Here is a 21,721-nt window from a genome sequence, read left to right on the forward strand (position 1 = left end):
GAAACGCCGGTCGGCGTTTTGCTTTGGGGTCAGCGCCTGAGCAGGACGAACCATCCCATCGCGCCCATCAGCAGAAGCAGTGCCAGTGCGAACAGAGCCCGTCCGGCCACCACGGGCACGGGGGCGAGCAGCGGCACCTGCTGGACGAGCAGGCTCGCACCGAGCAGCGCAAGGAAGCCGCCACGACGGAGCGGCTCGGACCGCTGGCTCTCGGTCAGCCGCGCAACCCGCACCCAGACGGTGGGGAACCGTCGCGTCACCGCGACCCGCACGCCGAGGACGACCACGACAAGGCTGAGAAGCACGCTGACGGTACGCAGGGCGACCCACACCGGGTCCGGATCATCGATCGTCACGCCACCAATCATTCAAGTGAGGTCAATGCCGGCTCCGGAGCTTGCATCCGGTACCTGGGTACCGGCTTACCGTCGGGACATGAGCGACCAGGACATCAGCACCGGAGAGACCGGAGCGGCGTGGGTGCCGGAGGCGTGCACCCTGCCGACGGCGGAACGACCGCTGCGGCTCGCCGAGTTCGACAGGTTCTTCGACGAAGCCGTACGCGCTGCGGAGCGGGTGTCGGCGCGGCATCTGCGGCTGCGGCTCGACAGCGCGGCACAGGTGGAGGAGACCGCCCGCGACCTGACGGCACGCGAGTCGTCGTGCTGCTCGTTCTTCACCTTCGACCTGTCCCGATCCGACCCGGATTCGCTGACCCTGGATGTCCGGGTGCCAGCGGCGCAGGTCGACGTGCTGGACGCCCTCGCTGACCGGGCCGCCGCCGTACGGCGGCGGAGATGACGCCGGCCGGGCTGCGCAGTGGGGAACTGGCCGCTGCGGCCGGGGTCAACCAACAGACCCTGCGCTACTACGAACGACGTGGGCTGCTCACCGCCCCGCAGCGGTCGCCGGGCGGGCACCGGATCTATCCGGCCGAGACGGTCACCCTGCTACGGATCATCAAGACGGCGCAGCGTCTCGGTTTCACCCTCAACGAGGTCGCCGACCTGCTCGACGCCGGCCGTCACCGGCACGGCCGTCGTCCCGACAGCGGGCTGCAGGCCCGGGTCCGGGACAAACTCGCCGAGATCGAGCAGAGGTTGACGGACCTGACAGTCATCCGCGACACCCTGCGCTCCGCCGTCTCCGCCGGGTGCGACGACCTGGTCGCCTGCGCTGACAGCCCCTGCTGCCCGCTGCCCTTCGCTGAACTCGCCGAGAGGAACGACAATGCCGGCCACTGAGCCCCTGCCGACCTGGACCGACCTGCAGGTGCGCCCCACCGCCGAAATCAGGCGGAACAATTCATCACACATTCTGGCTATCATCGCGATGTGGCGATTGATTGCACGTCGGGAGTGACCCCGGCCGTAGCGCTGTTCCGCTCCCTCGGCGACCCGACCCGGCTGGCCATCCTGCGCCGCCTCACGGTCAGCGAGGCTCGCGTGGTCGACCTGACCGGCGAGCTGGGCATGGCTCAGTCGACGGTCTCCAAGCATCTCGCCTGCCTACGCGACTGCGGCCTCGTCGACTACCGGGTCGAGGGCCGCCAGTCGTTCTACGCGCTGACCCGGCCGGAGTTGCTGGACCTGCTGCGCTCGGCGGAGCTGCTGCTGGTGGCCACGGGCGAGGCGGTCGCCCTCTGTCCGGTGTACGGCGCCCCGGCGCCCGGAAGCGCGCCGAACCGCCCGCCGGCCGAGGCCCAGGCGTGAGCACGTCGGCACTGGCCCCCGACCGGCGGGCGGTGCTGTCCCGACGCAGCCTGTGGCTGGCCTACGCCACCGCCGGCTACAACCTGCTGGAGGGCCTGGTGGCCATCGCCGCCGGAGCGGCCGCCTCCTCCACTGCGCTGATCGGCTTCGGCCTGGACTCGTTCGTCGAGGTCTCCAGCGCTGCGGTGTTGATCTGGCAGTTTCGCTCCCGGGTGCCCGAGGATCGCGAGCGGCTGGCGCTGCGGCTGATCGGCCTGTCCTTCTTCGCCCTGGCCGCCTGGGTGAGCTTCGACGCAGTCCGCTCGCTGCTGGGCGGCGGAGAGGCGGATGCCAGCCCGGTCGGGATCGGCTTGGCCGTCGCCTCGCTGATCGTCATGCCGTTGCTCGTCGCCGCCAAGCGTCGCACCGGCCGCGAACTCGGCTCCGCCACGGTCATGGCCGACTCCACCCAGACGTTGCTGTGCACGTACCTGTCCGCGGTGCTGCTCGTCGGTCTGCTCCTCAACGCCCTGTGGGGCTGGTCCTGGGCGGACCCGATCGCCGGGCTCGTCATCGCCGGGGTCGCCGTGCGGGAAGGCGTGCAGGCGTGGCGCGGCGAGCACTGCGACGACTGCGTACCCGTTGCGGTCGCCGACATCACCGCCGGCCCGGCCTCGGGCTGCTCAGACAACTGCTGCACCAACCGGAAGGCGTGACGACATGGCCTCGCTCGCACTGCTGCTCTACCTGCTCGGCCTGCTGCTCGCGTTCGGCTGGCGCACGCTCGCGCAGTGGCGCCGCACCGGAGACACCGGCCTGCGTCTCGATGCCGGCCCGCCCGGCACGCTGCGATGGTGGGCCAAGCTGCTGTTCGTCGCCGCCCTCGTACTCGGCCTCGCCGGCCCGGCCGCCGCTCTCGCCGGCCTGCCTCCGCTGCCCGGTCTGGATCACCGACCGCTGCATCTCGCAGGTTTCGTCGTGACCGTCGCCGGTATCGGCGCGACGCTCGCCGCTCAACTCGCCATGGGCGCCTCGTGGCGCATCGGAGTCGATCCGTCCGAACGCACCGAGCTGGTGACCGGAGGGGCGTTCGCGTACGCCCGTAATCCCATTTTCACCGCCATGGCGGTGACCATGCTCGGCCTGACCCTGATGGTGCCCAACGCCGCGGCACTCGCCGCCCTCAGCGTCCTGATCGTGGCGCTGCAGGTACAGGTCCGGATGGTGGAGGAGCCCTATCTGATCGCCACCCACGGGGACGTCTACCGCCGCTATGCGAGACGAGTCGGGCGTTTCCTGCCCGGCCTCGGTCGACTGGCCGGTTGACACAGACCTCTCCATCGCCCGGCTCGGATGGTTCATCCGAAGTGGCTGCACCGCCGCGCTGCTGACCGCCGGCGGGTCATCGATCCTGCTGTCGGTGCTGCGTCACACCGCTCTGGATCGCCTCCCAGACGCTACGACCGGCCTGTAGCAGGGTCTCTCCCGCCTGCTCGGCCAGCTGCCGCGTACCGGACGTCCCACCGTGACCGGGTGGGCCGGGCTCCGGCGGCGAAGTCTCATCGTCTCCCCGGCCAGCCTGCCGACCTTCCCCCCGAGCCTGACCCTGGTCCCGACCCTGACCCGGCTCCCGATCCCGGATCCGGTCCCGGTCGTCCGGCTCGCGTCCGGCGGTCCGGTCGGCGACCGCCCCGACGGCACCCACCTGCTGCCCCAACTCGTCGGTGGCCCCGCCCGGCTGCCCACCCACCGGCCCCGCGCCGCCGGCTGCCCGGCTCGACGGGCCGGCGACCTCCTCCGGCCCACCGACGGGCCGGCCGGACCGGGTGGGCGGTTGAGTCGCCGGACCAGTGGGCCGGACAGCTGCCGGAGTCACCGGCCTGGTCCGCCCCAGGGCTGGGTCTGGCCGTCCGGCGGACTGCCCGGCGGTGGGCCCGACGGCGGCGGCCAACTGCCCGCTCGCGCTGACGGCCTCGCCCGCCGTCCGGTTCACGTCCTCCAACACCGCGCTCGCAGTGCTGGCCAACGCATCGATGACCTGCGGGTTCCGGTCGATCGTGGTCAGCGCGCGGTCGAGGATCGTCACCAGCTTCTCCAGGCGCACCTTCAGCAGAGCCTGTGCCTCGACGCCCTCGACGTCGAGTTCCACGCCCTCGACGTGTACCCGGACACCGGCGTCCAGCTGGAGCAGACCGGCGAGCCGGGCCCGCAGGGACAGGTCGGCGTCCAGCCGGTCCACGGAAAGCTGAATCGACTTGACCGAGACCTTCGGGACGTCGAGCAGCACGTCCGGCTCCGGCTCACCGCCACCGCCCGGCCCGGTCGGCCGCCCGGCACCGAGCGCCGATCGCTCTTCGCTGTCTGTCATGTCCCCGCTCCGCCTCACCGTCGCGGACCGCCCGGCGACGTCCCGCCGCGCATACCCGCTCTGCGGACGGCCATCCCGGCGAACGTCGCATCGACAACGCATGATCGATCGACGTCCGCGAGTACGACGATCATCAGGCGGGACGGACATCGGGGGAAGCTGCGCACCGGGGCATGAGCCGGTATGGTCCGGGCCTATGGGACAGGGGATGGCCGATCCTACCGACATCCAGCAGGATCTTGAGCGGTTCGCACTCCGCAGCACCCTGCGTGTGCCCACCTCCGCGGATCGGGCGTACGAGGTCTTCACCGGTCGGCTCGCCGACTGGTGGGTGATGGAGTACACCTGGTCGGGCCCGGGCGTCCTGGCGGAGCTGGGCATGGAGCGCCGCCCCGGCGGGATGCTCTACGAGGTCGGGCCATACGGCTTCCGCAACGACTGGGGGCGGGTGCTGACCTGGGATCCACCCCGCCGCCTGGTGTTCACCTGGCAGATCGGTGCGGATCGCGCACCGGTGCCCGATCCGGCGCAGGCCAGCGAGGTCGAGGTGCTCTTCACGCCCGCCGACTCCGGCACCCTCATCGAGGTGACGCACCGGCATTTCGACCGGCACGGCGAGGCCGCCGAAGGCTACCGACGTGCCCTGACCGCCGGCTGGCACGAGTTGCTTTCCCGCTACGCGACGGCCCTGACCCACTCGCCGGCATGAGCGCCGGGCCGGGCGCGTTGACCGACCCGAACGGTCAGGCGGCTCGATGCCGCAGCGTCGCCACGGTCGAGCCGGCAAGCGTGAGCAGACACTCCGGCAGCAGCCCGTCGGCGGCCGCCGCGCCGAACAGCGCCCGGGCGGTGTCCAGGTCGGCGTTGGCGTACGCGCTGACGAAACGGGCCACCCACCGAGCGTCGTACCCGGCCTGGTCGATGCCGGGAAAGTCGAGCGCGCAGGCCCCGGGCGGCACCGGATCGCCGACCATCGTCGCGGCCAGGCACCACGCCACGTCGTACGCACCGGCCAGACCGGCCCGGTCGACCACCTCGTCGAAGGTCCCCACCACCGCGTCGGAGTCCCCGTCGAGGGCCGAGCTGAGGATGGCGGCGGCGTCCTCGAACATCTGCTGTGGCGAGTCGGTCACGGACCGCACAGTACGGGTGCCGGTCAAGGAGGCCACCGCGATTACTCTCCGTACATGGCGGAGGCGACCTGCGGATAGACCCGCCTCCACGGTCCCGCCGCCGGTCACGGCACGCTAGTCTGCGCAGCGGACCTTCGCCCGAGGAAGGACGACCATGCACATGTCACGCGGCTCGCGGACGGCCATCCTGGCTGTCTGCGCCACGGTCCTGCTCGCCACCAGCGCCTGCGGGGACGAGCAGCCCGAGGAGGCGACCACCCAACAGGTGCGCCTCTACGGCACGGACGGCAACATGCTCAACTCGTACCCTGACGAGTTGAAGGATCGTGCCGGCCTGGTCGACGGGATGAAGGGCACCACCCCGCTCACGCCGCTGCCGGACAACTTCAAGAACCGGCTACGGTCCGTGGACCCGAGGCTGACCGACTACCTCTACGCCGCCGAGGCGTACGACGCGGTGGTGATCAGCGCACTCGCGGCGCAGCTCGCCGGCTCGACCGACTCCGCGGCCATCGCCAAGCAGATCGTGGGCGTCACGAACAACGGCACCAGCTGCACCTCGGTGAGCCAGTGCCTGCGGCTGGCCCGCCAGGGCACCGACATCGAGTACCGCAGCGTGTCGATCACCCGGGCCGGCTTCACCGACGCCGGCGAGCCGGCCACCGCCAGCTACGCCACCCTGCACTTCGACGGTCAGCAGCTCAACGACGCCAAGACGGAGTTCGTCGGCGCCGGTGACGAGTCGACGGCCAGCAGGAAGGCGCCACCGAAGGGCAAGCGGCAGGACGGCACCTTCCCCGACCCGGAGAGCGGAGCCCCGCTGGTGCTGGGCGGTCTGCTGCCCAAGACCGGTGACCTGGCCATCGCCAACCCGCCGATCGCAGCCGGTGCGGCGCTGGCACTCAAGGAGATCAACGCGGCCGGCGGGGTGCTCGGCGAGGACGTGGTCTGGATCGACGGCGACGACGGCACCAGCCCGACCGTGGCCAAGGCGACAGTGGCGAGCCACATCGACGCCGGCGTGCACGTGATCATCGGTGCCGGCGGCTCGGGCATCTCCGCGGCCGTGCTGCCCGACGTGGTGGACGCCGGCCTGATCCTGTTCTCGCCCTCGAACACGGCGGCGGACCTGACCGAGGCCGACGACAAGGGTCTCTACTTCCGTACCGCTCCGCCGGACAGTCTCCAGGGGCGGGCGCTCGCCGACGTGATCCTCCGGGACGGCCCACAGAAGATCGCCATCGTGGCGCGTGAGGACTCCTACGGCAAGGGCCTGCGGGAAGTCGTCCGGACTGAGCTGGAGCGGGCCGGATTCGGCGGCGACAAGGTGAAGCTGCTCGGCTACGAGCCCGGCGAGGACGCCGAGGCCGCCCCGATCAACTTCGGTGAGGGCGCCAAGCAGATCAAGGAGTTCGGGGCCGACGCGGTGCTGATCATCGGCTTCAGCGAGTCCGCCGCGGTGATCCGGGCGCTCGCCGACGCCGACGTACCGCTGGCCGCGCTGGCCTCCTGATCCGGCAGACACCGACGGCCGCACCGCGCACGGTGCGGCCGTCGCTGTTTCCGGGGTCCTAGCGACCTCGCCGCCGTTCGAGGAACTCGGTCATCCGGCGCTGCTTCTCCTCGTCGGTGAAGAGCACCGCCTGGCTGACCAGGTCCAGCTGTGGATGCGCGGCGGCCGGGGCGTCGACGGCGAGCTTGGTCAACCGCAGCGCCAACGCCGAGCCCTTGGCCATCTCGTCGATCAGAGCGTGCGCCGCCGGCAGCAGCTCGTCGGGCGTGGTCACCACCCGGTTCACCAGGCCGATCCGCAGCGCTTCCGCCGCGTCCACCCGCCGGCCGGTGAACAACAGCTCCTTGGCCAGTCCCTCGCCGACCAGCGCGGGCAGCCGGTGGGTGGCGCCGGCACCGGCCAGGATGCCGAGCCGCACCTCCGGCTGGCCGAAAACCGCCCGCTCCGAGCAGACCCGAAGATCGCAGGCGTACGCCAGCTCGGCACCGCCGCCGAGGGCCGGGCCGTCGATCGCCGCCACGGTCGGCATCGGCAGCGCCCGGATCCGGGCGAAGGCCGCCGAGTTGATCGCGGCAAGTGCGTCCAGCCGGCCGCGCTCCCGCAGTTGGGCGATGTCCGCCCCGCCGGCGAAGATCCCGTCGGTGCCGCCGGTCAGCAGCAGCATCCGGGGGTGGGCCTCCAGCTCGGCGCAGACCTCGTGCAGGGCCGCGATCAGATCGGCGTCGATCGCGTTGCGTTTCTCCGGCCGGTCCAGCGTGACCACCAGCCGGTCCGGCTGTTCCTCGATCCGCAGTCCGCTCATCGCGTCACCTCCGGCGACGAGCCCGCGCCGTCCGGGGTCGGTCCCGCCGCCGGAGCGCCGCCAGCGGCCTCCAACGGCTCGCTGCCGCCCGAACGCACACCGTCGGTCCACCGGTAGAAGCCCTGCCCGGACTTCTTGCCCAGCCGGCCAGCGGCGACCAGTTCCACAAGCAGCGGCGGCGGGGCGAACCGGTCACCGTACGCGGCCTGCAACGTACGCGCGATGTCCAGGCGCACGTCCAGGCCGACCAGGTCGGTCAGCTCCAGCGGGCCGACGGGGTGCCGGTAGCCGAGCACCATCGCCTTGTCGATGTCGGCGGGGCTGGCCACTCCGTCGGCGACCATCCGGATCGCCTCCAGCCCGAGGGTCACGCCGAGCCGGGACGTGGCGAAGCCCGGCATGTCGCGTACCACGACGGGGTCCTTGCCCAGCCGACCGGCGAGCGTGACGGCCGCGTCCGTGGTCTCCGGTGCGGTGGCCGGCCCGACCACGATCTCCAGCAGCGCCATCGCCCAGACCGGATTGAAGAAGTGCAGCCCGCAGAAGCGCTCCGGCCGGGTCAGCTCCGCCGCCAGGTCGGCGATCGGGATGCTTGAGGTGTTGCTGCCCAGCAGTGCCGGGCGCAGCGCCTCGGCCTCGGCGAGCACCGCCCGCTTGAGGTCGGCCCGTTCGGGTACCGCCTCGACGATCACGTCCGGTGCCGGTGCGACCTCGGCGAGCCCCGACCGCAGGGTGATCCGCGCCCGATCGGCGTCGGCCTGCTCGGCGCTGAGCCTGCCGCGCCGCACGGCCCGCTCCCAGAGTTCGGCGAGCCGCCGTACCGCCGCGTCACCGCGCTCCCGGTCCACCTCGACCAGTTCCACGGCGTGACCGCTACCGGCCGCCACGTACGCGATGCCGAGGCCCATCGTGCCGGCACCCACCACCACGAACCGTTCAGTCATCGCGACACCACCGCACAGTGAGAATGGGTCCCTCGCTGACGCCTCCGGCGCGCGGGGTCGCCGCCACGCCGGGTGTCAGCCCGTACGCTCCGCTCAGTCATGCTGCGACCCTATGCAGCGCCGGACCCGGTCCCATGCGTGGGGGCGGACGGGATCGGGTACAGACCGCCGACAACCGAGGGAAGGACGAGCAGATGAGCCAGGCACCGGAGACCGTGGACGGCGCGGGCGCCGAGGGAACCGTCGAGACGCGCGGCGACGAGCGCGTCGAGCTGCTGCGTGCCGACACCAACAACGACGGCCGTACCGACGTGTGGGTGGTCGACACCGACGGTGACGGCAAGGCCGACCTGTTCCAGTTCGACACCGACGGGGACGGCAAGGTGGACGTCACGATGGTCGACATCGACGAGGACGGCCAGCCCGACGAGGTGGTCGACGGCGACGGTGGGCTCCCCCCGGAGCAGCTTCCGCCGACCATCCAGGTCTGAGCGGTAACCGCAGCGGGCCCCCTGCTGACGCCTCCGGCGCAGCAGGGGGCCCGTTCGTCACCCGGTCCTCCATCGCCGCGGACTCAGCCCGACCCGTCGGTCAGCCGCAGGGTGGCCAGATAGTACGGGGCGTCGCGGTTGTCCACGTCGACCAACTTCCAGGGGGAGCCGTGCACCAGCTCGGCGAGTTCCTCGGCCGAACAGACCAGGTAGTCGAACCAGGGGGTACCCAGCTCGCGGTAGCGCAGCCGCAGCCGCAACTGCCCGCCCAGGCGGCCCCGTCGCCGGTTGCGCTCGTGGTACGAGGTGTGCACCGGATCCCGGGTGCCGTACGGGTCGGTGCCGTGGGCGATCACCTGCGCACCGGGGCGGGCCAGTGCCGCCAGCGCGGCTAGGAAGGCCGGAGCCCGTTCCCGTCCCTCGATCAGGCCCAGGTTGTTGCCGAGCAGCAGGAAGGTGTCGTACCGCCGCCCGCTCGCGGCGTGCTCGTCGACGGTGGCGTGCACCAGGTCGCGTACGCCCCGGCGACGGCACACCTGTAGCGCGCCGGCTGAGGTGTCGAGCCCGGTGACCGGTACGCCCCGCTCCTGAAGCAGCAGCGCGATCCGTCCGCCGCCGACACCGACATCCAGCGTCGCGCCGCGTACCCGGTCGACCGCGCGGTGGTCGTGCGGCTGCCAGTCCTGCGGCCCGTCGAGGTAGTGGGCGGCCGGCGCGCCGTTGACCAGCCCGTCGTCCCGCTCGATGATCTCGATGACCGGGCGGGGCAGGCGCCCACCGGCCAGCGGCCGGGGACCGATCCCGGTCGCCACGGCCAGCGCGTCGCGCAGCAGTTCCCCGAAGACGTCACCGATCCGTGGCTCCCCCGTCACGTGCTTCACGCTATCCGGCCGCTCAGCCGGCCGCAGCGCCCGTATCCTGTCGGCGTGACCACGTTGGACCGCCTCTCAGCGGAGAAGTACATCCTCCTGACGACGTTCCGCAAGGACGGTCGTGCGGTGCCGACCCCGGTCTGGGCGGTCCGCGACGGCGACGCCCTGGCGGTGTGGTCGGCGGCCGATGCCGGCAAGGTGAAGCGGATCCGCCGTAGCGGGAACGTCACGGTGGCCCCCTGTGACGTACGCGGCCGGCCGCACGGCGAGGCGGTGCCCGCCCGGGCGAGCCTCTACGACCCCGGCGCCACCAGTCGCATCCGTGGCCTGATCAAGCAGAAGTACCGGGTGATCGGCCGGCTGACCCTGCTCGGCAGCCGGCTGCGCCGGGGGGAGGGTGGCACCGTTGGCATCCGGGTCGAGTTGACCGACTGACGTTGCCGGCCCGGCTTCCGCCGACATCGTCGTCCGGGCACGGCGAAGGGCGGCGGAACGAGTCCGCCGCCCTTCATGAAGCTCTACTATCCGACCGTGTGGTCAGTCCCCCTGGCGCTGCTGCGGAATCTGTCCCTGCAGCAGTGCCCTGACCTCAGACTCGCGGTATCGGCGGTGGCCGCCGAGGGTCCGGATGGCGCTCAGCTTGCCAGCCTTCGCCCAACGGGTCACCGTCTTCGGGTCGACACGGAACATCGACGCCACCTCGGCCGGTGTGAGTAGCGGCTCTGGTTCGTGCGTTCGCGATGCCATCGGTCACTCCTCCACATGTATAGACATCGGCCGGGGTCCCGCCGGCCGACGCGTCTCCCATGGTCCGGCTAGTCCCCGATGTCCGACATGGGCCGAACGGCCGAACGTCCCTAGACGGACGGATGAACCATGCCCGATTTATTCGACTTTTACACGCCAGAAAGTAACTTATTCGGACTCATGATCACGGTTCGTGATGCGTCAACTACGAAGTTGCCTCGTGTTGAGGCCTGAAATCGGGACATTGTGTCCCAGGAACTAGTTGCAGCGCTCCAGGAGTTGTACCGCGCGCCAGCGGGCAACCAGCTTGTCGTACGCCGCCGATGCCTCCTCCGCCTCACCACGGGACAGCCCGGCCAATCCGGCCGCGACGAGCTCCGGCGAATCGTCCTCGGCCAGCGTCTCGTCCGAGAGCAGCTCGACCAGCCCGCCGTAGTCCAGTTCCACCACCGAACGCGGATGGAACTCCTCAAGCCAGCGGGCGGCCTCCTCGACCGCCTCGGTGATCGGCGCGTCGCCAACCGACTTGCGGAGCACCGCGAGCGCCCGGGACGAGCGACGGCGGGCCTTGGAGATCTCCGTCCGGAAGCGCAGCGAGCGACGGTCGGGGACGGTCACGTGGTTGCGTTCCTGCGCCTCGAAGAGCACGAACCAGCGCAGTGGCACGCCCCAGGTGGCGATCTGCTCGTGCACCCGGGGGACGCCGTGCTCCAGCACCCGGGCCCCGCTGCGCCAGTCCTCCACCACCGCCTTGGCCTGCCCGGCAAGCACCGGCGGCACGAAGGCGTCGGCCAGCACCGGCGGCACCCCGTCCCGCGCGCTCAACGCCGCCTCAGCCACCCGGATGCGCAGGTTCCACGGGCAGACCAGCAGGGTCTCGTCGGTCTCCAGCACGTACGCCTCGTCCGGCAGGTCGGGCAGCCGCGTCCAACCGGCGCCGAGCGCCTCGATCACGGAGGTCCGCTGCCGGCCGGGCCCCTCCACCGGCGCCACCGCCCGCCCCTGCTCGACGTAGCGCCGCCAGTAGGACTGGCGATCCCGGTCGAAGGCGGTCAGCGGCTCGTACACGCGCAGGTATGAAGCGAAGAGCGACGGCACGGCGCGATCCTCCCACGAACGGCAAGCCGAGCGTTGCTCGGCGTCACCGCGCGACCCGACGCGGCGCGGGATCAACCGGGCAAAGCCGCGCCACGTCGCCTGTCGCGGGGCCGGGACGGACCGCCCGCAGGGCGGGACGGCGGCTACTCGGGAGAGCGGCGCGACACGCGCCGAGACTAGGCTCGCAGCACCGGCAGCATCCCCGCCGGCGTTGACCAGGTCCGCGCCTCACAAGGGCGCCCGCCGACACAGGAGCCAGTCATGGGCGTATTCGCCACCACGGACGACCCGGAGTCCACGGGTCACGAGCAGGTCGTGTTCTGCCAGGACAAGCAGACCGGCCTGAAGGCGATCATCGGCATCTACTCCACCGCGCTGGGTCCCGCGCTCGGCGGCACCCGCTTCTACCCGTACGACAGCGAGGAGGCCGCCCTCGCCGACGTGCTCGACCTCTCCCGCGGCATGGCGCACAAGAACGCCCTCGCGGGCCTGGACCTCGGCGGCGGCAAGGCGGTCATCTGGGGTGACCCCGAGCAGATCAAGAGCGAGGCGCTGCTGCGCGCCTACGGCCGCTTCGTGGAGTCACTGGGCGGCCGGTACTACACCGCCTGCGACGTCGGCACCTACGTACCCGACATGGACGTGATCGCCCGGGAGACCCGGTACGTCACCGGCCGCAGCGTCGAGCACGGCGGGGCGGGCGACTCCTCGATCCTCACCGCCTGGGGTGTGTTCCAGGGCATGCGGGCGGCGGCCGAGCACGTCTGGGGCGTACCGACGCTGCACGGTCGGCGGGTCGGTGTCGCCGGGCTGGGCAAGGTCGGCAAGTACCTCGTCGGTCACCTGTTGGAGGACGGCGCCGAGGTGGTCGCCACCGACGTCAGCCCGCGGGCACTGGACTGGGCCCGTACCACGCACCCCCAGGTGCACCTCGTCGACGACGTCTCCGCGCTGGTCTCCGCCGACATCGACGTGTACGCCCCGTGCGCCCTCGGCGGCGCCCTGGACGACGACACGGTGGCGGCGCTGCGGGCCAAGGTCGTCGCCGGGGCGGCCAACAACCAGCTCGCCCACTCCGGCGTGGAGAAACTGCTCGCCGACCGGGGCATCCTCTACGCCCCCGATTACGTGGTGAACGCCGGTGGCGTGATCCAGGTCGCGGATGAGATCGAGGGCTTCGACTTCGAGCGGGCCAAGCTGCGCGCCACCCGGATCTACGACACCACGCGGGAGATCCTCCGCCTCGCCGACACCGACGGCGTGCCGCCAGCCGTGGCGGCGGACCGGCTGGCCGAGCGGCGGATGGCCGAGATCGGCCGACTGCGCGCGATCCACCTGCGCTGACGACGCGCCGTCGGGGGCGGGCCGTGGTCCCGCCCCCGACGCCCATGGGCCGACTAAGCTGAAGATACGACGCGTTCGTGGAGATTTGCCCTGTGTCACGACCGTTCCCGGCATCGCTCCTTACCGGGTACAATGGGTGACGACCTGACAACCGCAACGCGCGGTCGCGGTCGTAGGTAACCCGAGGTGCCGAACGGTGGCATCCCCATGTACCGTAAGAGCCACGAGAGATGCCTGACGTCATCGGGGCCCGCCTTCGGGCTGCCCCGCATTCTGTGCGAGGGGGTCGAGCCATGGGGCGCGGCCGTGCTAAGGCCAAGCAGACAAAGGTGGCCCGGGAGCTGAAGTATCACTCCCCGAACACCGACCTCGCCGCCTTGCAGCGAGAACTCGGCGGCAGCGGCAAGTCGGACCGCAACTTCGACGACGACTACAAAGAGTACGTCGACGATGACGAGGACCACTCCGACGACGACCCGGACAACTGGGTCCGTCCGACCCGCTGACCCCCGGTCACATCTGAGCACGCGGTGACTGCCCGCGTGCTCACGTATGTGCCCGCTACGCAGCGGCGTGCAGCACCCGACGAGTCGAGGGCCCACCATGGCCGGACGATGCTCCGGCGGCCTGGCGGGCCCTCGGCACGAACTGATCAGCGGGGACGGTTGTTCCAGTTGTAGAAGGTCGGGATGTTCTCGAAGTGGTTCCAGGCGCAGACCGCACTGGCCCCGTCGCCACCCGCCACCTCCGCCCGTAGTTGACGCGCGACCTCGGCCTCGTGGAGCAGGGCGTTGAGTCCGGCAGCGGCCTCCCGCACCCGGGCGGCGACCTGGTCGGGCTCGTCTCCCGTCACGGTCTCAGGCTCCCGGTGACTGGTGATCTCGGGCATGCTCCAACACTCCCTCCAGTAGGCGGATCTTGCTGTTGCGGCAGTGCTCGGTCTCCGTACCGTCAAAACGCCCCAGCTCGAAGTAGCGGTTGGCCGCGTGGCCTCCGCCACAGAAACCGAAATACGGGCAGGAGGAGCGACACGCCTCCACGCCGTCGATGAACTCGCCGACCCAGGGCGTGCGCCCCGCGCCGGCCAGGATGGCGTGCAACGGGGTGGTGAGCACGCTTCCGCTGGAGAAGTCGCCGTAGCGGGGATCGGTGAAGCCGGCCAGCTCGGGCGAGAGCACCACGACCGAGCCGTCGTACGCCACAGTCGGTATCGGATCGAGGCGACGGGGCAGCAGGTCGTCAGCCGTACCGTCCAGCACCGCGGCGGCGTACCGCAACGACCACTCCACCTCCCGCAGGTGGATCCGGGGATTCCGCCGCCAGGCCGAGACCAGCTCGGCCCAGAACCCGGTCACCACCGGGGCGTCATGGGCGTTGTCCCGGGTGTTGACCCCTTCGGTCTCCTCGATGTTGACGCCGAGCACCTCACACCCGAGGTCGAGGAAGTAGTCGTACAGCTCGGTGGCCCGGCCGGGAGACGGGTCGTTGACCACCGCGAGCGCCGAGAACGGCAGCCCGTGCCGACGCAACGCGGCCACGCCGCGGACGATCCGGTCGTACGCGGGCCGGTGCGCCCGGGTGACCCGCTCGCCGTTGCGTTCCCGCGGCCCGTCCACACTGACGCTCACCCGCATCCGGTGCCTGGCGAAGAACTCGCACCAGGCATCGTCGATGAGGGTGGCGTTGGTCTGGACGTGGTGCTCCACCTCGGGCCCGAAGGGTGCCATCAGCGCCGCCAGCCGCTCCCGGCCGGCGGCCAGCGGCTCCCCACCGTGCCAGACCACGGAGAACCGGTCGGTGGACGCCCACCGGTTCACCGAGGCGGCCACCGCCTCGGCCACCGCGACCGGCATCTGCCGGTCCGCCGCCCGAAACGGCAGATAGCAGTACGCGCAGTCGAGGTTGCAGAGGGTGGTGGGCTGCATCACGACGTACGACGGGACGGTGGCCAGGCCCCGCATCCCGCCAAATGACCGTCCCCGCGCAGCCATCGCCCTCCTCCGTAGCGGTCTTGGGCTGCCGGGCGCGACCCGGCATGGGCGCGCCCCACAGCTTTCGAGGGTGCCCTTCAGGCTAGGCGGCGACGGCCACTCGGGTGAAGCCCTGATCAGGTGGTCGGACAATCAGCGCAATGTGATCATCCTCGGGTGTGCTGGCCGACCATCTGCACCTCACCGGTGCCCTCGATGATCTCGCCGACCTGCCAGGCGTCGACGCCACGCCCGGTGAGCGTGGCCAGCGCACGGTCGGCGTCCTCCGCCGACACGATCGCGAACATGCCGACGCCCATGTTGAACGTCGCTTCCATCTCCGGGTCGTCGATCCGGCCCTTGGACTGGATCAGGTCGAAGACCGGCTGCGGCTTCCACGTCGACCGGTTGACCACGGCGTCCACGTGCTCCGGCAGGATCCGCACCAGGTTGCCGGGGATGCCGCCGCCGGTGACGTGGGCCAGGGCCCGCACGTCGGCCTCCGCGATCAGCTTGAGGCAGTCCTGTGCGTAGATCTTGGTGGGCGTGAGCAGCTCCTCGCCGAGGGTGCGCTGGCGACCGAAGTCGTCGATCACCACGTCCAGCCGCATCCGGCCGGCGCCGAGCAGCACGTGCCGGACCAGCGAGTACCCGTTCGAGTGCAGGCCGGAGGACCGCATCGCGATCACCACGTCGCCCACCTCGACCCGCTCGGAGCTGAGGATCTCGCTTTCCTCCACCACGCCGACACCGGTGGCGGAGATGTCGTACTCGTCGGGGCGCAGCACACCCGGGTGCTCGGCGGTCTCCCCGCCCAGCAGCGCGCAGCCCGCGTACCGGCAGCCGTCGGCGATGCCGGCACCGATCTCGGCGACCTTGTCCGGAACCACCTCGCCGGTGGCGATGTAGTCCAGCAGGAACAGCGGCTCCGCGCCGCAGGCGACCAGGTCGTCGACGACCATCGCGACCAGGTCGATGCCGACCGTGTCGTGGATGTCCATCTGCTGGGCGATCACCAGCTTGGTGCCGACGCCGTCGGTGGAGGAGGCCAGGATCGGGTGCTTGTACTTCGTGGTGTCCAGCCGGAACAGCCCGGCGAAACCACCGAGGTCGCCCATCACCTCCGGCCGACGGGTCTGCTTCACCTTCGACTTCAGCAGCTCCACGGCACGGTCGCCCGCCTCGATGGACACCCCGGCGTCCGCGTACGAGACCGAGCGTTTGCGCGCCGGGCGGCCGGAACCGGCCGTCCAGGGCTGACGGTCCCCGCCAGCGCCGCTCGGGCTGCTTCCTGCGCCGCTGCGCTCGGACACGTGCGTCACGGTTCTCCCCTTTGTGGTTCTCGGCTGTCGCGTCGACGGTGACCGGCGCCGCAGCCGGGTGGTGCTACGGGCGGTGTGTGGTCGCCGACGGCTTGAGGTCGCCGAAGCTGCTGTCGAGTGGCGGGACGAGTTGTTCGCCGGGTTCGATGTCGGCCGTACGGTTGGCGACCCGCCGGCCGATCCCTTCGAGCACGTGCTTGCCGATAAGGTTGCCGACGGGCAGCTCGATCGGGTACTCCCCGTCGAAACAGGCCCGGCAGAGCCGGGTCTTCGGCTGCTCGGTGGCGGCGATCAGACCGGACAACGAGACGTAGCCCAGCGTGTCCGCGCCGATCGACCGCCGGATTCCGTCGTTGTCGAGGCCGTTGGCGAGCAGTTCGGCGCGGGTGGCGAAGTCGATGCCGTAGAAGCAGGGCCAGGAGACCGGTGGCGAGGAGATGCGTACGTGCACCTCCACCGCACCGGCCTCGCGCAGCATCCGCACGATCGCGCGCTGGGTGTTGCCGCGGACGATGGAGTCGTCGACCACGACCAGGCGCTTGCCCCGCACGTTCTCCCGGAGCGGGTTGAGCTTGAGCCGGATGCCGAGCTGACGCAGCGTCTGCGACGGCTGGATGAAGGTACGGCCCACGTACGGGTTCTTCACCAGGCCGGCGCCGTAGGTGATGCCGGACTCCTCGGCGTAGCCGATCGCCGCCGGCGTGCCCGACTCGGGCACCGGGATCACCAGGTCGGCGTCGACCGGGTGCTCCTTGGCGAGTTGACGCCCGATCTGCACCCGGGCGGCGTGCACGTTGCGGCCGGCGATTGTGGCGTCCGGCCGGGCGATGTAGACGTACTCGAAGAGGCAGCCCTTGGGCTCGGGGGCGGCGAACCTGGTGGAGCGCAGCCCCTCCGCGTCGATCGCGATCAGCTCGCCCGGCTCGACCTCACGGACCACGCTGGCGCCGACGATGTCCAGCGCGGCGGTCTCACTGGCCACCACCCAGCCACGCTCCAGTCGGCCCAGCACCAGCGGACGCACCCCGTGCGGGTCGCGCGCGGCGTAGAGGGTCGACTCGTCCATGAAGACGAAGCTGAACGCGCCTCGCAGCTGCGGCAGCACCTCCAGCGCGGCGGCCTCGACGGAGAGATCCGGCCGGCTGGCCAGCAGCATGGTGACAAGCGAGGTGTCGTTCGTCGAGCCGTCGGTGTCCTGGCCGCGCTCGGCCACCTCACGCTGCAACTCGGCCGTGTTGACCAGGTTTCCGTTGTGGGCCAGGGCGATCGTCGTGCCCGACGTGGTCGCCCGGATGGTCGGCTGGGCGTTCTCCCAGGTCGACGCACCGGTCGTGGAGTAACGCGCGTGCCCGATCGCGACGTGCCCGCGCAGGCTGGCCAGGGTCGGCTCGTCGAAGACCTGGGCCACCAGGCCGAGATCCTTGTAGACCACCACGCCGGAGCCGTCGCTCACCGCTATGCCGGCCGCCTCCTGACCCCGGTGCTGCAACGCGTACAGCCCGAAGTAGGTCAGGTTGGCGACCTCCTCGCCGGGGGCCCAGACGCCGAAGACACCACAGGCGTCCTGGGGGCCGGGTCGCTGGGGATCAAGGTCGTGGCTCAGCCGGCCGTCGCCTCGGGGCACCTGCCGCTCCCTCTTGCTGGTCTGGACTGGCCTCGCGGAACCACGGGGGTTGCTCCGCACTCCTCGGCCGGGACCACACTGTCGTCGCCTGACAGTGTACGCGAATGCATGTCGCCACATACAGTCACACTGTCACCGCTTTGTGTCATCCAGTCTCAGCCGTCACTCCAGTTCGAGGGGCAGATACGCGGACAGGTCCGCACGCGCTCCGCTCGCCTTGACGCGACCCTCCGTGACCGCCCGCGCCCAGTCGAGTCGCCCCGTCGCCAATCCGAGCCAGGTTTCCGGATCCATCTCCACCGTGTTCGGAGGAGTACCGCGGGTGTGTCGCGGCCCCGGAACACACTGAACTGCACCGTAAGGTGGGACACGCACCTCCACCGATCGGCCGGGAGCGCGGTCCGCGAGGAGGGTCAACAAGGCCCTGACCGCCTCGCGGAGCACCGACCGTTCGGGCGTACGCCCCTCATCGAGCGCCGACAGCGCCGCCGCTACCGAGGCGGACTTAATGTACGGAGAGGACACGACGGGACGATACGGCGTGACCGCGCCGGCCGTCACGCTGGCCCTGGGTCGCGCCGATCCGGCCAGACAAGGCATAGTTGCCGACGGCGTATTCGTACCGTGATGTTCCCCGACCCGGCACCCGCCGGTCAGGGGAGGTCAGTCCGGAAGGCGGTGGACGTGTCAACACACCGACGAGCCTGGCACAAGCGGGCCGGTGTGGTTGTGGCGCTGATGATCGGTGCCCTGCTCGCCGTCCCAGCCACACCTGCCTTCGCCGCCTCCGTCAACGTCGTGCCCGGCTCGGTGACCGTCAACGCGGGCAGCGACGCCACAGTGACCGTTCAGGTCACTCCGGGTGAGGGCGACACCAGCGCCGAGATCAGCCTGACCGGCCTCCCCTCTGGAGTGAGCTGCGCCAGGGGCTGTGGCGGCATCCAGTTCAACGGACCTGCACCGAGGACGCAGCTGCTGACGCTGCGGGCGAACGACAACGCTCGGAACGGCTCCACCGGCGTCACCGTTCAGGTACAGCCGGACAGCTCCGACCCCGCGACCGCCAACCTCCAGCTCACCGTCCGTGGTGAGCAGGCGCCGCCGCCACCGCCGACGACGCAGGCGCCGCAGACGGTGCGGTCGATCTCCGGCAAGGTCGTCAACCAGGGTGGCGAGGCGGTGTCGGGCGCGTACGTCCTGCTCAAGGACAGCGCCGGCAAGCAACGCGACACCACCACCAACGGCGACGGCAACTTCCGGTTCACCGGTAGCAGCGACAACCCGATCGCCCCCGGGCGGATCGACATCGGCGCCAGCGCCGACGGCAAGAACGCCGTGGCGAGCTTCACCGCGAACGCCGGGCAGAGCATCACCGGACGACGGATCACCCTCCCGATCGCGGCCGCGGAGAGCCCGAGCGCCAGCCCGTCGGCCAGCGAGTCGGCGGTGCCGACCGAGGACCCGTTCGAGGAGGAACTCGGCGACGAGGAGGAGACCCCGGGCGAGAGCGCCGCGGCCCAGGCCCCGGCCTCCAACGAGGACTCCGGCGGCTTCGGCAACTGGTTGCTCATCCTGCTGGGCGGCCTCTTCGTGGCCGTCGGTGTCGGCACGATCGTGCTGCTCTGGATGAAGCGCAGGGAGAACGAGGACGGCGAGCCTGACGGGGACGCTCCCGCCGGTGCTCCGGCCGGCGCGGTCCCGGCGGCCCGTGGCTCGTTCGCCAGTGCCGACGACCAGACCCGGGTGGTGAACCGGGTCGGCGGCGCGCCGGACCCGACGATGGTCGGCGGCCCCGGGTTGGCCAACGCGCCGACGATGATGCACCAGCCGGTCGTGGACGACGTCCCGCCGGACCCTTACGGCGCACCGCCGCAGCCCTACGGTGCCGCGAGCGGGCCGGGTGGCTGGGCCGGTGGTGGCGGTTACGGCGACGAGCCGGGCGGCTACGGCGCCCCCGGGTACGGCAACGCCCCCTCGTCGGGCGGTGGCTACGGCAACAGCCCGTCCTCCGGCAGTGGGTACGGCAGCCGCGACTACGGTGCCGGCAACGCCGGCCCGGACTACCCACCGACAGGTGGCGGTGCCGGCTACGGCGGCGAGCGGTACGACGAGCCGACCGGCCGCTACAAGGGCGAGGAGACGGCCTACCCGGCCCCCGCCGACCCGTACGCCACCGGCATGTACCAGCCGGAGGCCGGCCAGGGCTACGGCCAGCCCGAGCCGGGCGGCTACGGACGGGGCGAGGCCGGCGGTTACGGACGGGGCGACGCCGCCGGTGGCGACTACACCCGCAACGAGCCCGCCGGTGGCTACGCCCAGAGCGACCCGACCCGGGGCTACGGCCAGGCCGAGCCGGGCGGTTACGGCCAGAGCGAAGCGACTCGTGGTTACGGCGAGGCTGAGCCGGGCGGCGGATACGGCCAGGGCGACGCGACCCGCGGCTACCCACCGGGACAGCCGGCCGGCGGCTACGGCGCGGCACCGGCTGGCGGGTACGACCAGCCGGCCGGGGGCTACGGCCAGGAGGCCGGCCACCAGCGCGGTGGCTACGACAACACCAGCTACGACAGCGGGTACGGCCAGGGTGGCTACGGCGGCGGTCAGGCCGGCGGCGGCTACGGCCAGGACGCACCGCCGCGCGGCGGCTACGACCAGAGCGGCTACGGAAATGACCAGGCCGGCGGCGGGTACGGTCAGGAGCCGCCACGCCAACGCGGTGGCTACGACAACGGCTATGACCAGGGTGGTGGCTACGGCCAGGGCGGCGGATACGGCGACCCGGCGCAGGCCGGCCGTGGCCGACCTGACGCCGCGCCCCAGGACCGCAGCGGCCGTCGCCTGGACTGGCTGGACGACTAGACCCTGTATCGACGTCCTCGGTCGAGCCGAGGCGGAGTCCAGGTTGGACGCCTGCGGGGTCGGCACCGCCATGTGGTGGTGTGCCGACCCCGGCGGACCATGCTGCGCACGACGTGATGTCACTCAGACGTGATCATGTCTGAGTGACATCACACTTTGCGGCCCCGTGTCGCCCACCGCGAGCGGTCAGGCTGCGGCGAAGACGCCCTGACGCAACAGTGGAGTGACGTTGGAGGTGCCGAGGCGTACCGCGATCTCGACGTCCTCGGCGAAGCCGCCCTCGATCAGTTCGCGACCGGAGACACAGCCCCGGATCGCCGCCGGTACGTCGGGGACACTGGCCAGCGTGGCCAGCGCCATGGCCGCCTCCACGGAGAGCCCTCCGGGTGCACCGGAGAGGGCGTCGAGCACGCTTGCCGCGCCGAGCTGGTCCTCCACCGATGGGCGCAACGATCCGTCCGGCCACCGTTCCCCGGCGGCCACCACCCCGATCGCGGCAGTGGTCGAGCCGTACCCCTGGCTGGTCAGCCAACGCCCGACGGCGCGGGCGTTGCGCAGGTTGGCCGCGACCACCGGTAGCCCGGTGGCGCTTGCGGCGGCGCTGATGGCCGATCCGTTGGGTGACGGCAGCACCAGGTCTGGCACCACAGGTGCCCGACTCAGCGCGGCCGGCGACAGCGACCACGGGTGTTCGCGGGTGACCTGCCGGCGGCCGGTCGCGGCGACCGCGCCGACCCGGCGTGCGTAGGCGGCCGCCTGTTCACCCCAGGGGAACGGATGCACCCGCATCCCGCGTCCCACCGCCACCTCGACGGTGGTGGTGAACGACAGGACGTCCACCACCACCAGTACCGCGCAGACCCGGCCGAGTTCGGCCGCACCCGCCAGGCCCCAGTCGAACCGGACTCCCGATCCGGGTTGGGCGGATACGGCCGCGGCCAAC

Annotated in this window: 26 protein-coding genes; 12 read left to right on the plus strand and 14 right to left on the minus strand. The window is 71.3% G+C overall.

Annotated features, from left to right (window positions below; translation table 11 throughout):
* Positions 1-29 precede the first annotated feature (29 nt).
* The gene (locus AB0I71_RS05580; protein ID WP_357582064.1) at positions 30-356 is read right to left on the minus strand and encodes a hypothetical protein; all 327 of its coding nucleotides are present in this window, start codon (positions 354-356) and stop codon (positions 30-32) included.
* 79 nt (positions 357-435) lie between these two features.
* Here AB0I71_RS05580 and AB0I71_RS05585 point away from each other — a divergent pair, with 79 nt between their 5' ends.
* The 5 genes from AB0I71_RS05585 to AB0I71_RS05605 all read left to right on the plus strand — a co-directional run bounded on the left by AB0I71_RS05585 (position 436) and on the right by AB0I71_RS05605 (position 3,017).
* On the plus strand, positions 436-801 hold the full coding sequence (locus AB0I71_RS05585; RefSeq protein ID WP_357582065.1) for a hypothetical protein: 366 nt from the start codon (positions 436-438) through the stop codon (positions 799-801).
* Positions 798-1,244, plus strand: a complete 447-nt coding sequence (locus AB0I71_RS05590; RefSeq protein WP_357582066.1) for a MerR family transcriptional regulator — start codon at positions 798-800, stop codon at positions 1,242-1,244. Before AB0I71_RS05585 ends, AB0I71_RS05590 begins: the two co-directional genes overlap by 4 nt.
* 90 nt (positions 1,245-1,334) lie before the next feature.
* Entirely contained in the window at positions 1,335-1,712 is a 378-nt protein-coding gene (locus AB0I71_RS05595; protein WP_357582067.1) for a metalloregulator ArsR/SmtB family transcription factor, read from the plus strand.
* Entirely contained in the window at positions 1,709-2,407 is a 699-nt protein-coding gene (locus tag AB0I71_RS05600; protein WP_357582068.1) for a cation transporter, read from the plus strand. The genes AB0I71_RS05595 and AB0I71_RS05600 overlap by 4 nt, the downstream gene beginning before the upstream one ends.
* Positions 2,408-2,411: 4 nt before the next feature.
* The gene (locus AB0I71_RS05605) at positions 2,412-3,017 is read left to right on the plus strand and encodes an isoprenylcysteine carboxylmethyltransferase family protein (RefSeq protein WP_357582069.1); all 606 of its coding nucleotides are present in this window, start codon (positions 2,412-2,414) and stop codon (positions 3,015-3,017) included.
* A 76-nt stretch (positions 3,018-3,093) separates the two neighbouring features.
* Here the strand turns inward: AB0I71_RS05605 and AB0I71_RS05610 are convergent, their stop codons facing one another.
* The gene (locus tag AB0I71_RS05610; protein WP_357582070.1) at positions 3,094-4,059 is read right to left on the minus strand and encodes a hypothetical protein; all 966 of its coding nucleotides are present in this window, start codon (positions 4,057-4,059) and stop codon (positions 3,094-3,096) included.
* 196 nt (positions 4,060-4,255) lie between these two features.
* On the opposite strand from AB0I71_RS05610, the gene AB0I71_RS05615 reads away from it, so the two are divergent.
* Positions 4,256-4,768: an SRPBCC family protein gene (locus tag AB0I71_RS05615; protein WP_357582071.1), complete on the plus strand. Its 513-nt coding sequence runs from the start codon at positions 4,256-4,258 to the stop codon at positions 4,766-4,768.
* Between the two features lie 34 nt (positions 4,769-4,802).
* On the opposite strand, the gene AB0I71_RS05620 is transcribed toward AB0I71_RS05615, so the two are convergent.
* Positions 4,803-5,192: a hypothetical protein gene (locus tag AB0I71_RS05620; RefSeq protein ID WP_357582072.1), complete on the minus strand. Its 390-nt coding sequence runs from the start codon at positions 5,190-5,192 to the stop codon at positions 4,803-4,805.
* Between the two features lie 154 nt (positions 5,193-5,346).
* On the opposite strand from AB0I71_RS05620, the gene AB0I71_RS05625 reads away from it, so the two are divergent.
* Positions 5,347-6,705 carry an ABC transporter substrate-binding protein gene (locus AB0I71_RS05625; RefSeq protein WP_357582073.1) on the plus strand — a complete coding sequence of 453 codons (1,359 nt, stop codon included), beginning with the start codon at positions 5,347-5,349 and terminating at the stop codon, positions 6,703-6,705.
* Between the two features lie 58 nt (positions 6,706-6,763).
* Here AB0I71_RS05625 and AB0I71_RS05630 read toward each other — a convergent pair whose 3' ends face one another.
* A complete protein-coding gene (locus AB0I71_RS05630; RefSeq protein ID WP_357582074.1) occupies positions 6,764-7,507 on the minus strand; it encodes an enoyl-CoA hydratase/isomerase family protein in 744 nt (247 codons plus the stop codon).
* Positions 7,504-8,451 carry a 3-hydroxyacyl-CoA dehydrogenase family protein gene (locus AB0I71_RS05635; RefSeq protein ID WP_357582075.1) on the minus strand — a complete coding sequence of 316 codons (948 nt, stop codon included), beginning with the start codon at positions 8,449-8,451 and terminating at the stop codon, positions 7,504-7,506. Before AB0I71_RS05635 ends, AB0I71_RS05630 begins: the two co-directional genes overlap by 4 nt.
* Positions 8,452-8,645: 194 nt before the next feature.
* Here AB0I71_RS05635 and AB0I71_RS05640 point away from each other — a divergent pair, with 194 nt between their 5' ends.
* A complete protein-coding gene (locus AB0I71_RS05640) occupies positions 8,646-8,942 on the plus strand; it encodes a hypothetical protein (RefSeq protein ID WP_099852498.1) in 297 nt (98 codons plus the stop codon).
* 83 nt (positions 8,943-9,025) lie between these two features.
* Here the strand turns inward: AB0I71_RS05640 and AB0I71_RS05645 are convergent, their stop codons facing one another.
* Positions 9,026-9,814, minus strand: coding sequence for a methyltransferase domain-containing protein (locus AB0I71_RS05645; protein WP_357582076.1), 789 nt, complete (start codon positions 9,812-9,814; stop codon positions 9,026-9,028).
* Between the two features lie 54 nt (positions 9,815-9,868).
* Here AB0I71_RS05645 and AB0I71_RS05650 point away from each other — a divergent pair, with 54 nt between their 5' ends.
* The gene (locus AB0I71_RS05650) at positions 9,869-10,249 is read left to right on the plus strand and encodes a PPOX class F420-dependent oxidoreductase (protein WP_357582077.1); all 381 of its coding nucleotides are present in this window, start codon (positions 9,869-9,871) and stop codon (positions 10,247-10,249) included.
* A gap of 102 nt (positions 10,250-10,351) precedes the next feature.
* Here AB0I71_RS05650 and AB0I71_RS05655 read toward each other — a convergent pair whose 3' ends face one another.
* Entirely contained in the window at positions 10,352-10,561 is a 210-nt protein-coding gene (locus AB0I71_RS05655; protein WP_007073996.1) for a BldC family transcriptional regulator, read from the minus strand.
* Positions 10,562-10,819: 258 nt separating this feature from the next.
* Positions 10,820-11,659 carry a hypothetical protein gene (locus AB0I71_RS05660; protein WP_269740393.1) on the minus strand — a complete coding sequence of 280 codons (840 nt, stop codon included), beginning with the start codon at positions 11,657-11,659 and terminating at the stop codon, positions 10,820-10,822.
* Between the two features lie 261 nt (positions 11,660-11,920).
* On the opposite strand from AB0I71_RS05660, the gene AB0I71_RS05665 reads away from it, so the two are divergent.
* Together AB0I71_RS05665 and AB0I71_RS05670 are read left to right on the plus strand one after the other, a co-directional pair.
* Positions 11,921-13,003: a Glu/Leu/Phe/Val dehydrogenase dimerization domain-containing protein gene (locus AB0I71_RS05665; protein WP_357582078.1), complete on the plus strand. Its 1,083-nt coding sequence runs from the start codon at positions 11,921-11,923 to the stop codon at positions 13,001-13,003.
* Positions 13,004-13,296: 293 nt separating this feature from the next.
* Entirely contained in the window at positions 13,297-13,509 is a 213-nt protein-coding gene (locus AB0I71_RS05670; RefSeq protein ID WP_093403828.1) for a DUF3073 domain-containing protein, read from the plus strand.
* 146 nt (positions 13,510-13,655) lie between these two features.
* Here AB0I71_RS05670 and amcA read toward each other — a convergent pair whose 3' ends face one another.
* The 5 genes from amcA to AB0I71_RS05695 form a co-directional block, all read right to left on the minus strand.
* Positions 13,656-13,892 (minus strand): multiple cyclophane-containing RiPP AmcA, encoded by a 237-nt coding sequence (gene amcA, locus AB0I71_RS05675; protein ID WP_357582079.1) that lies wholly within the window; start codon positions 13,890-13,892, stop codon positions 13,656-13,658.
* Positions 13,861-14,964 carry a cyclophane-forming radical SAM peptide maturase AmcB gene (gene amcB, locus AB0I71_RS05680; RefSeq protein WP_357582345.1) on the minus strand — a complete coding sequence of 368 codons (1,104 nt, stop codon included), beginning with the start codon at positions 14,962-14,964 and terminating at the stop codon, positions 13,861-13,863. Before amcB ends, amcA begins: the two co-directional genes overlap by 32 nt.
* Before the next feature lie 176 nt (positions 14,965-15,140).
* Entirely contained in the window at positions 15,141-16,295 is a 1,155-nt protein-coding gene (gene purM, locus AB0I71_RS05685; RefSeq protein ID WP_357582080.1) for a phosphoribosylformylglycinamidine cyclo-ligase, read from the minus strand.
* Between the two features lie 64 nt (positions 16,296-16,359).
* Positions 16,360-17,919, minus strand: a complete 1,560-nt coding sequence (gene purF, locus AB0I71_RS05690) for an amidophosphoribosyltransferase (protein ID WP_357582081.1) — start codon at positions 17,917-17,919, stop codon at positions 16,360-16,362.
* Positions 17,920-18,081: 162 nt separating this feature from the next.
* Positions 18,082-18,444 (minus strand): sterol carrier family protein, encoded by a 363-nt coding sequence (locus AB0I71_RS05695; protein WP_357582346.1) that lies wholly within the window; start codon positions 18,442-18,444, stop codon positions 18,082-18,084.
* Positions 18,445-18,546: 102 nt separating this feature from the next.
* Here AB0I71_RS05695 and AB0I71_RS05700 point away from each other — a divergent pair, with 102 nt between their 5' ends.
* Positions 18,547-20,778: a carboxypeptidase-like regulatory domain-containing protein gene (locus AB0I71_RS05700; RefSeq protein ID WP_357582082.1), complete on the plus strand. Its 2,232-nt coding sequence runs from the start codon at positions 18,547-18,549 to the stop codon at positions 20,776-20,778.
* A gap of 186 nt (positions 20,779-20,964) precedes the next feature.
* On the opposite strand, the gene AB0I71_RS05705 is transcribed toward AB0I71_RS05700, so the two are convergent.
* The gene (locus AB0I71_RS05705; RefSeq protein WP_357582083.1) at positions 20,965-21,720 is read right to left on the minus strand and encodes a 2-phosphosulfolactate phosphatase; all 756 of its coding nucleotides are present in this window, start codon (positions 21,718-21,720) and stop codon (positions 20,965-20,967) included.
* Position 21,721 lies beyond the last annotated feature (1 nt).

The organism is Micromonospora sp. NPDC049891, from assembly GCF_040660295.1.
Lineage (GTDB): Bacteria > Actinomycetota > Actinomycetes > Mycobacteriales > Micromonosporaceae > Micromonospora.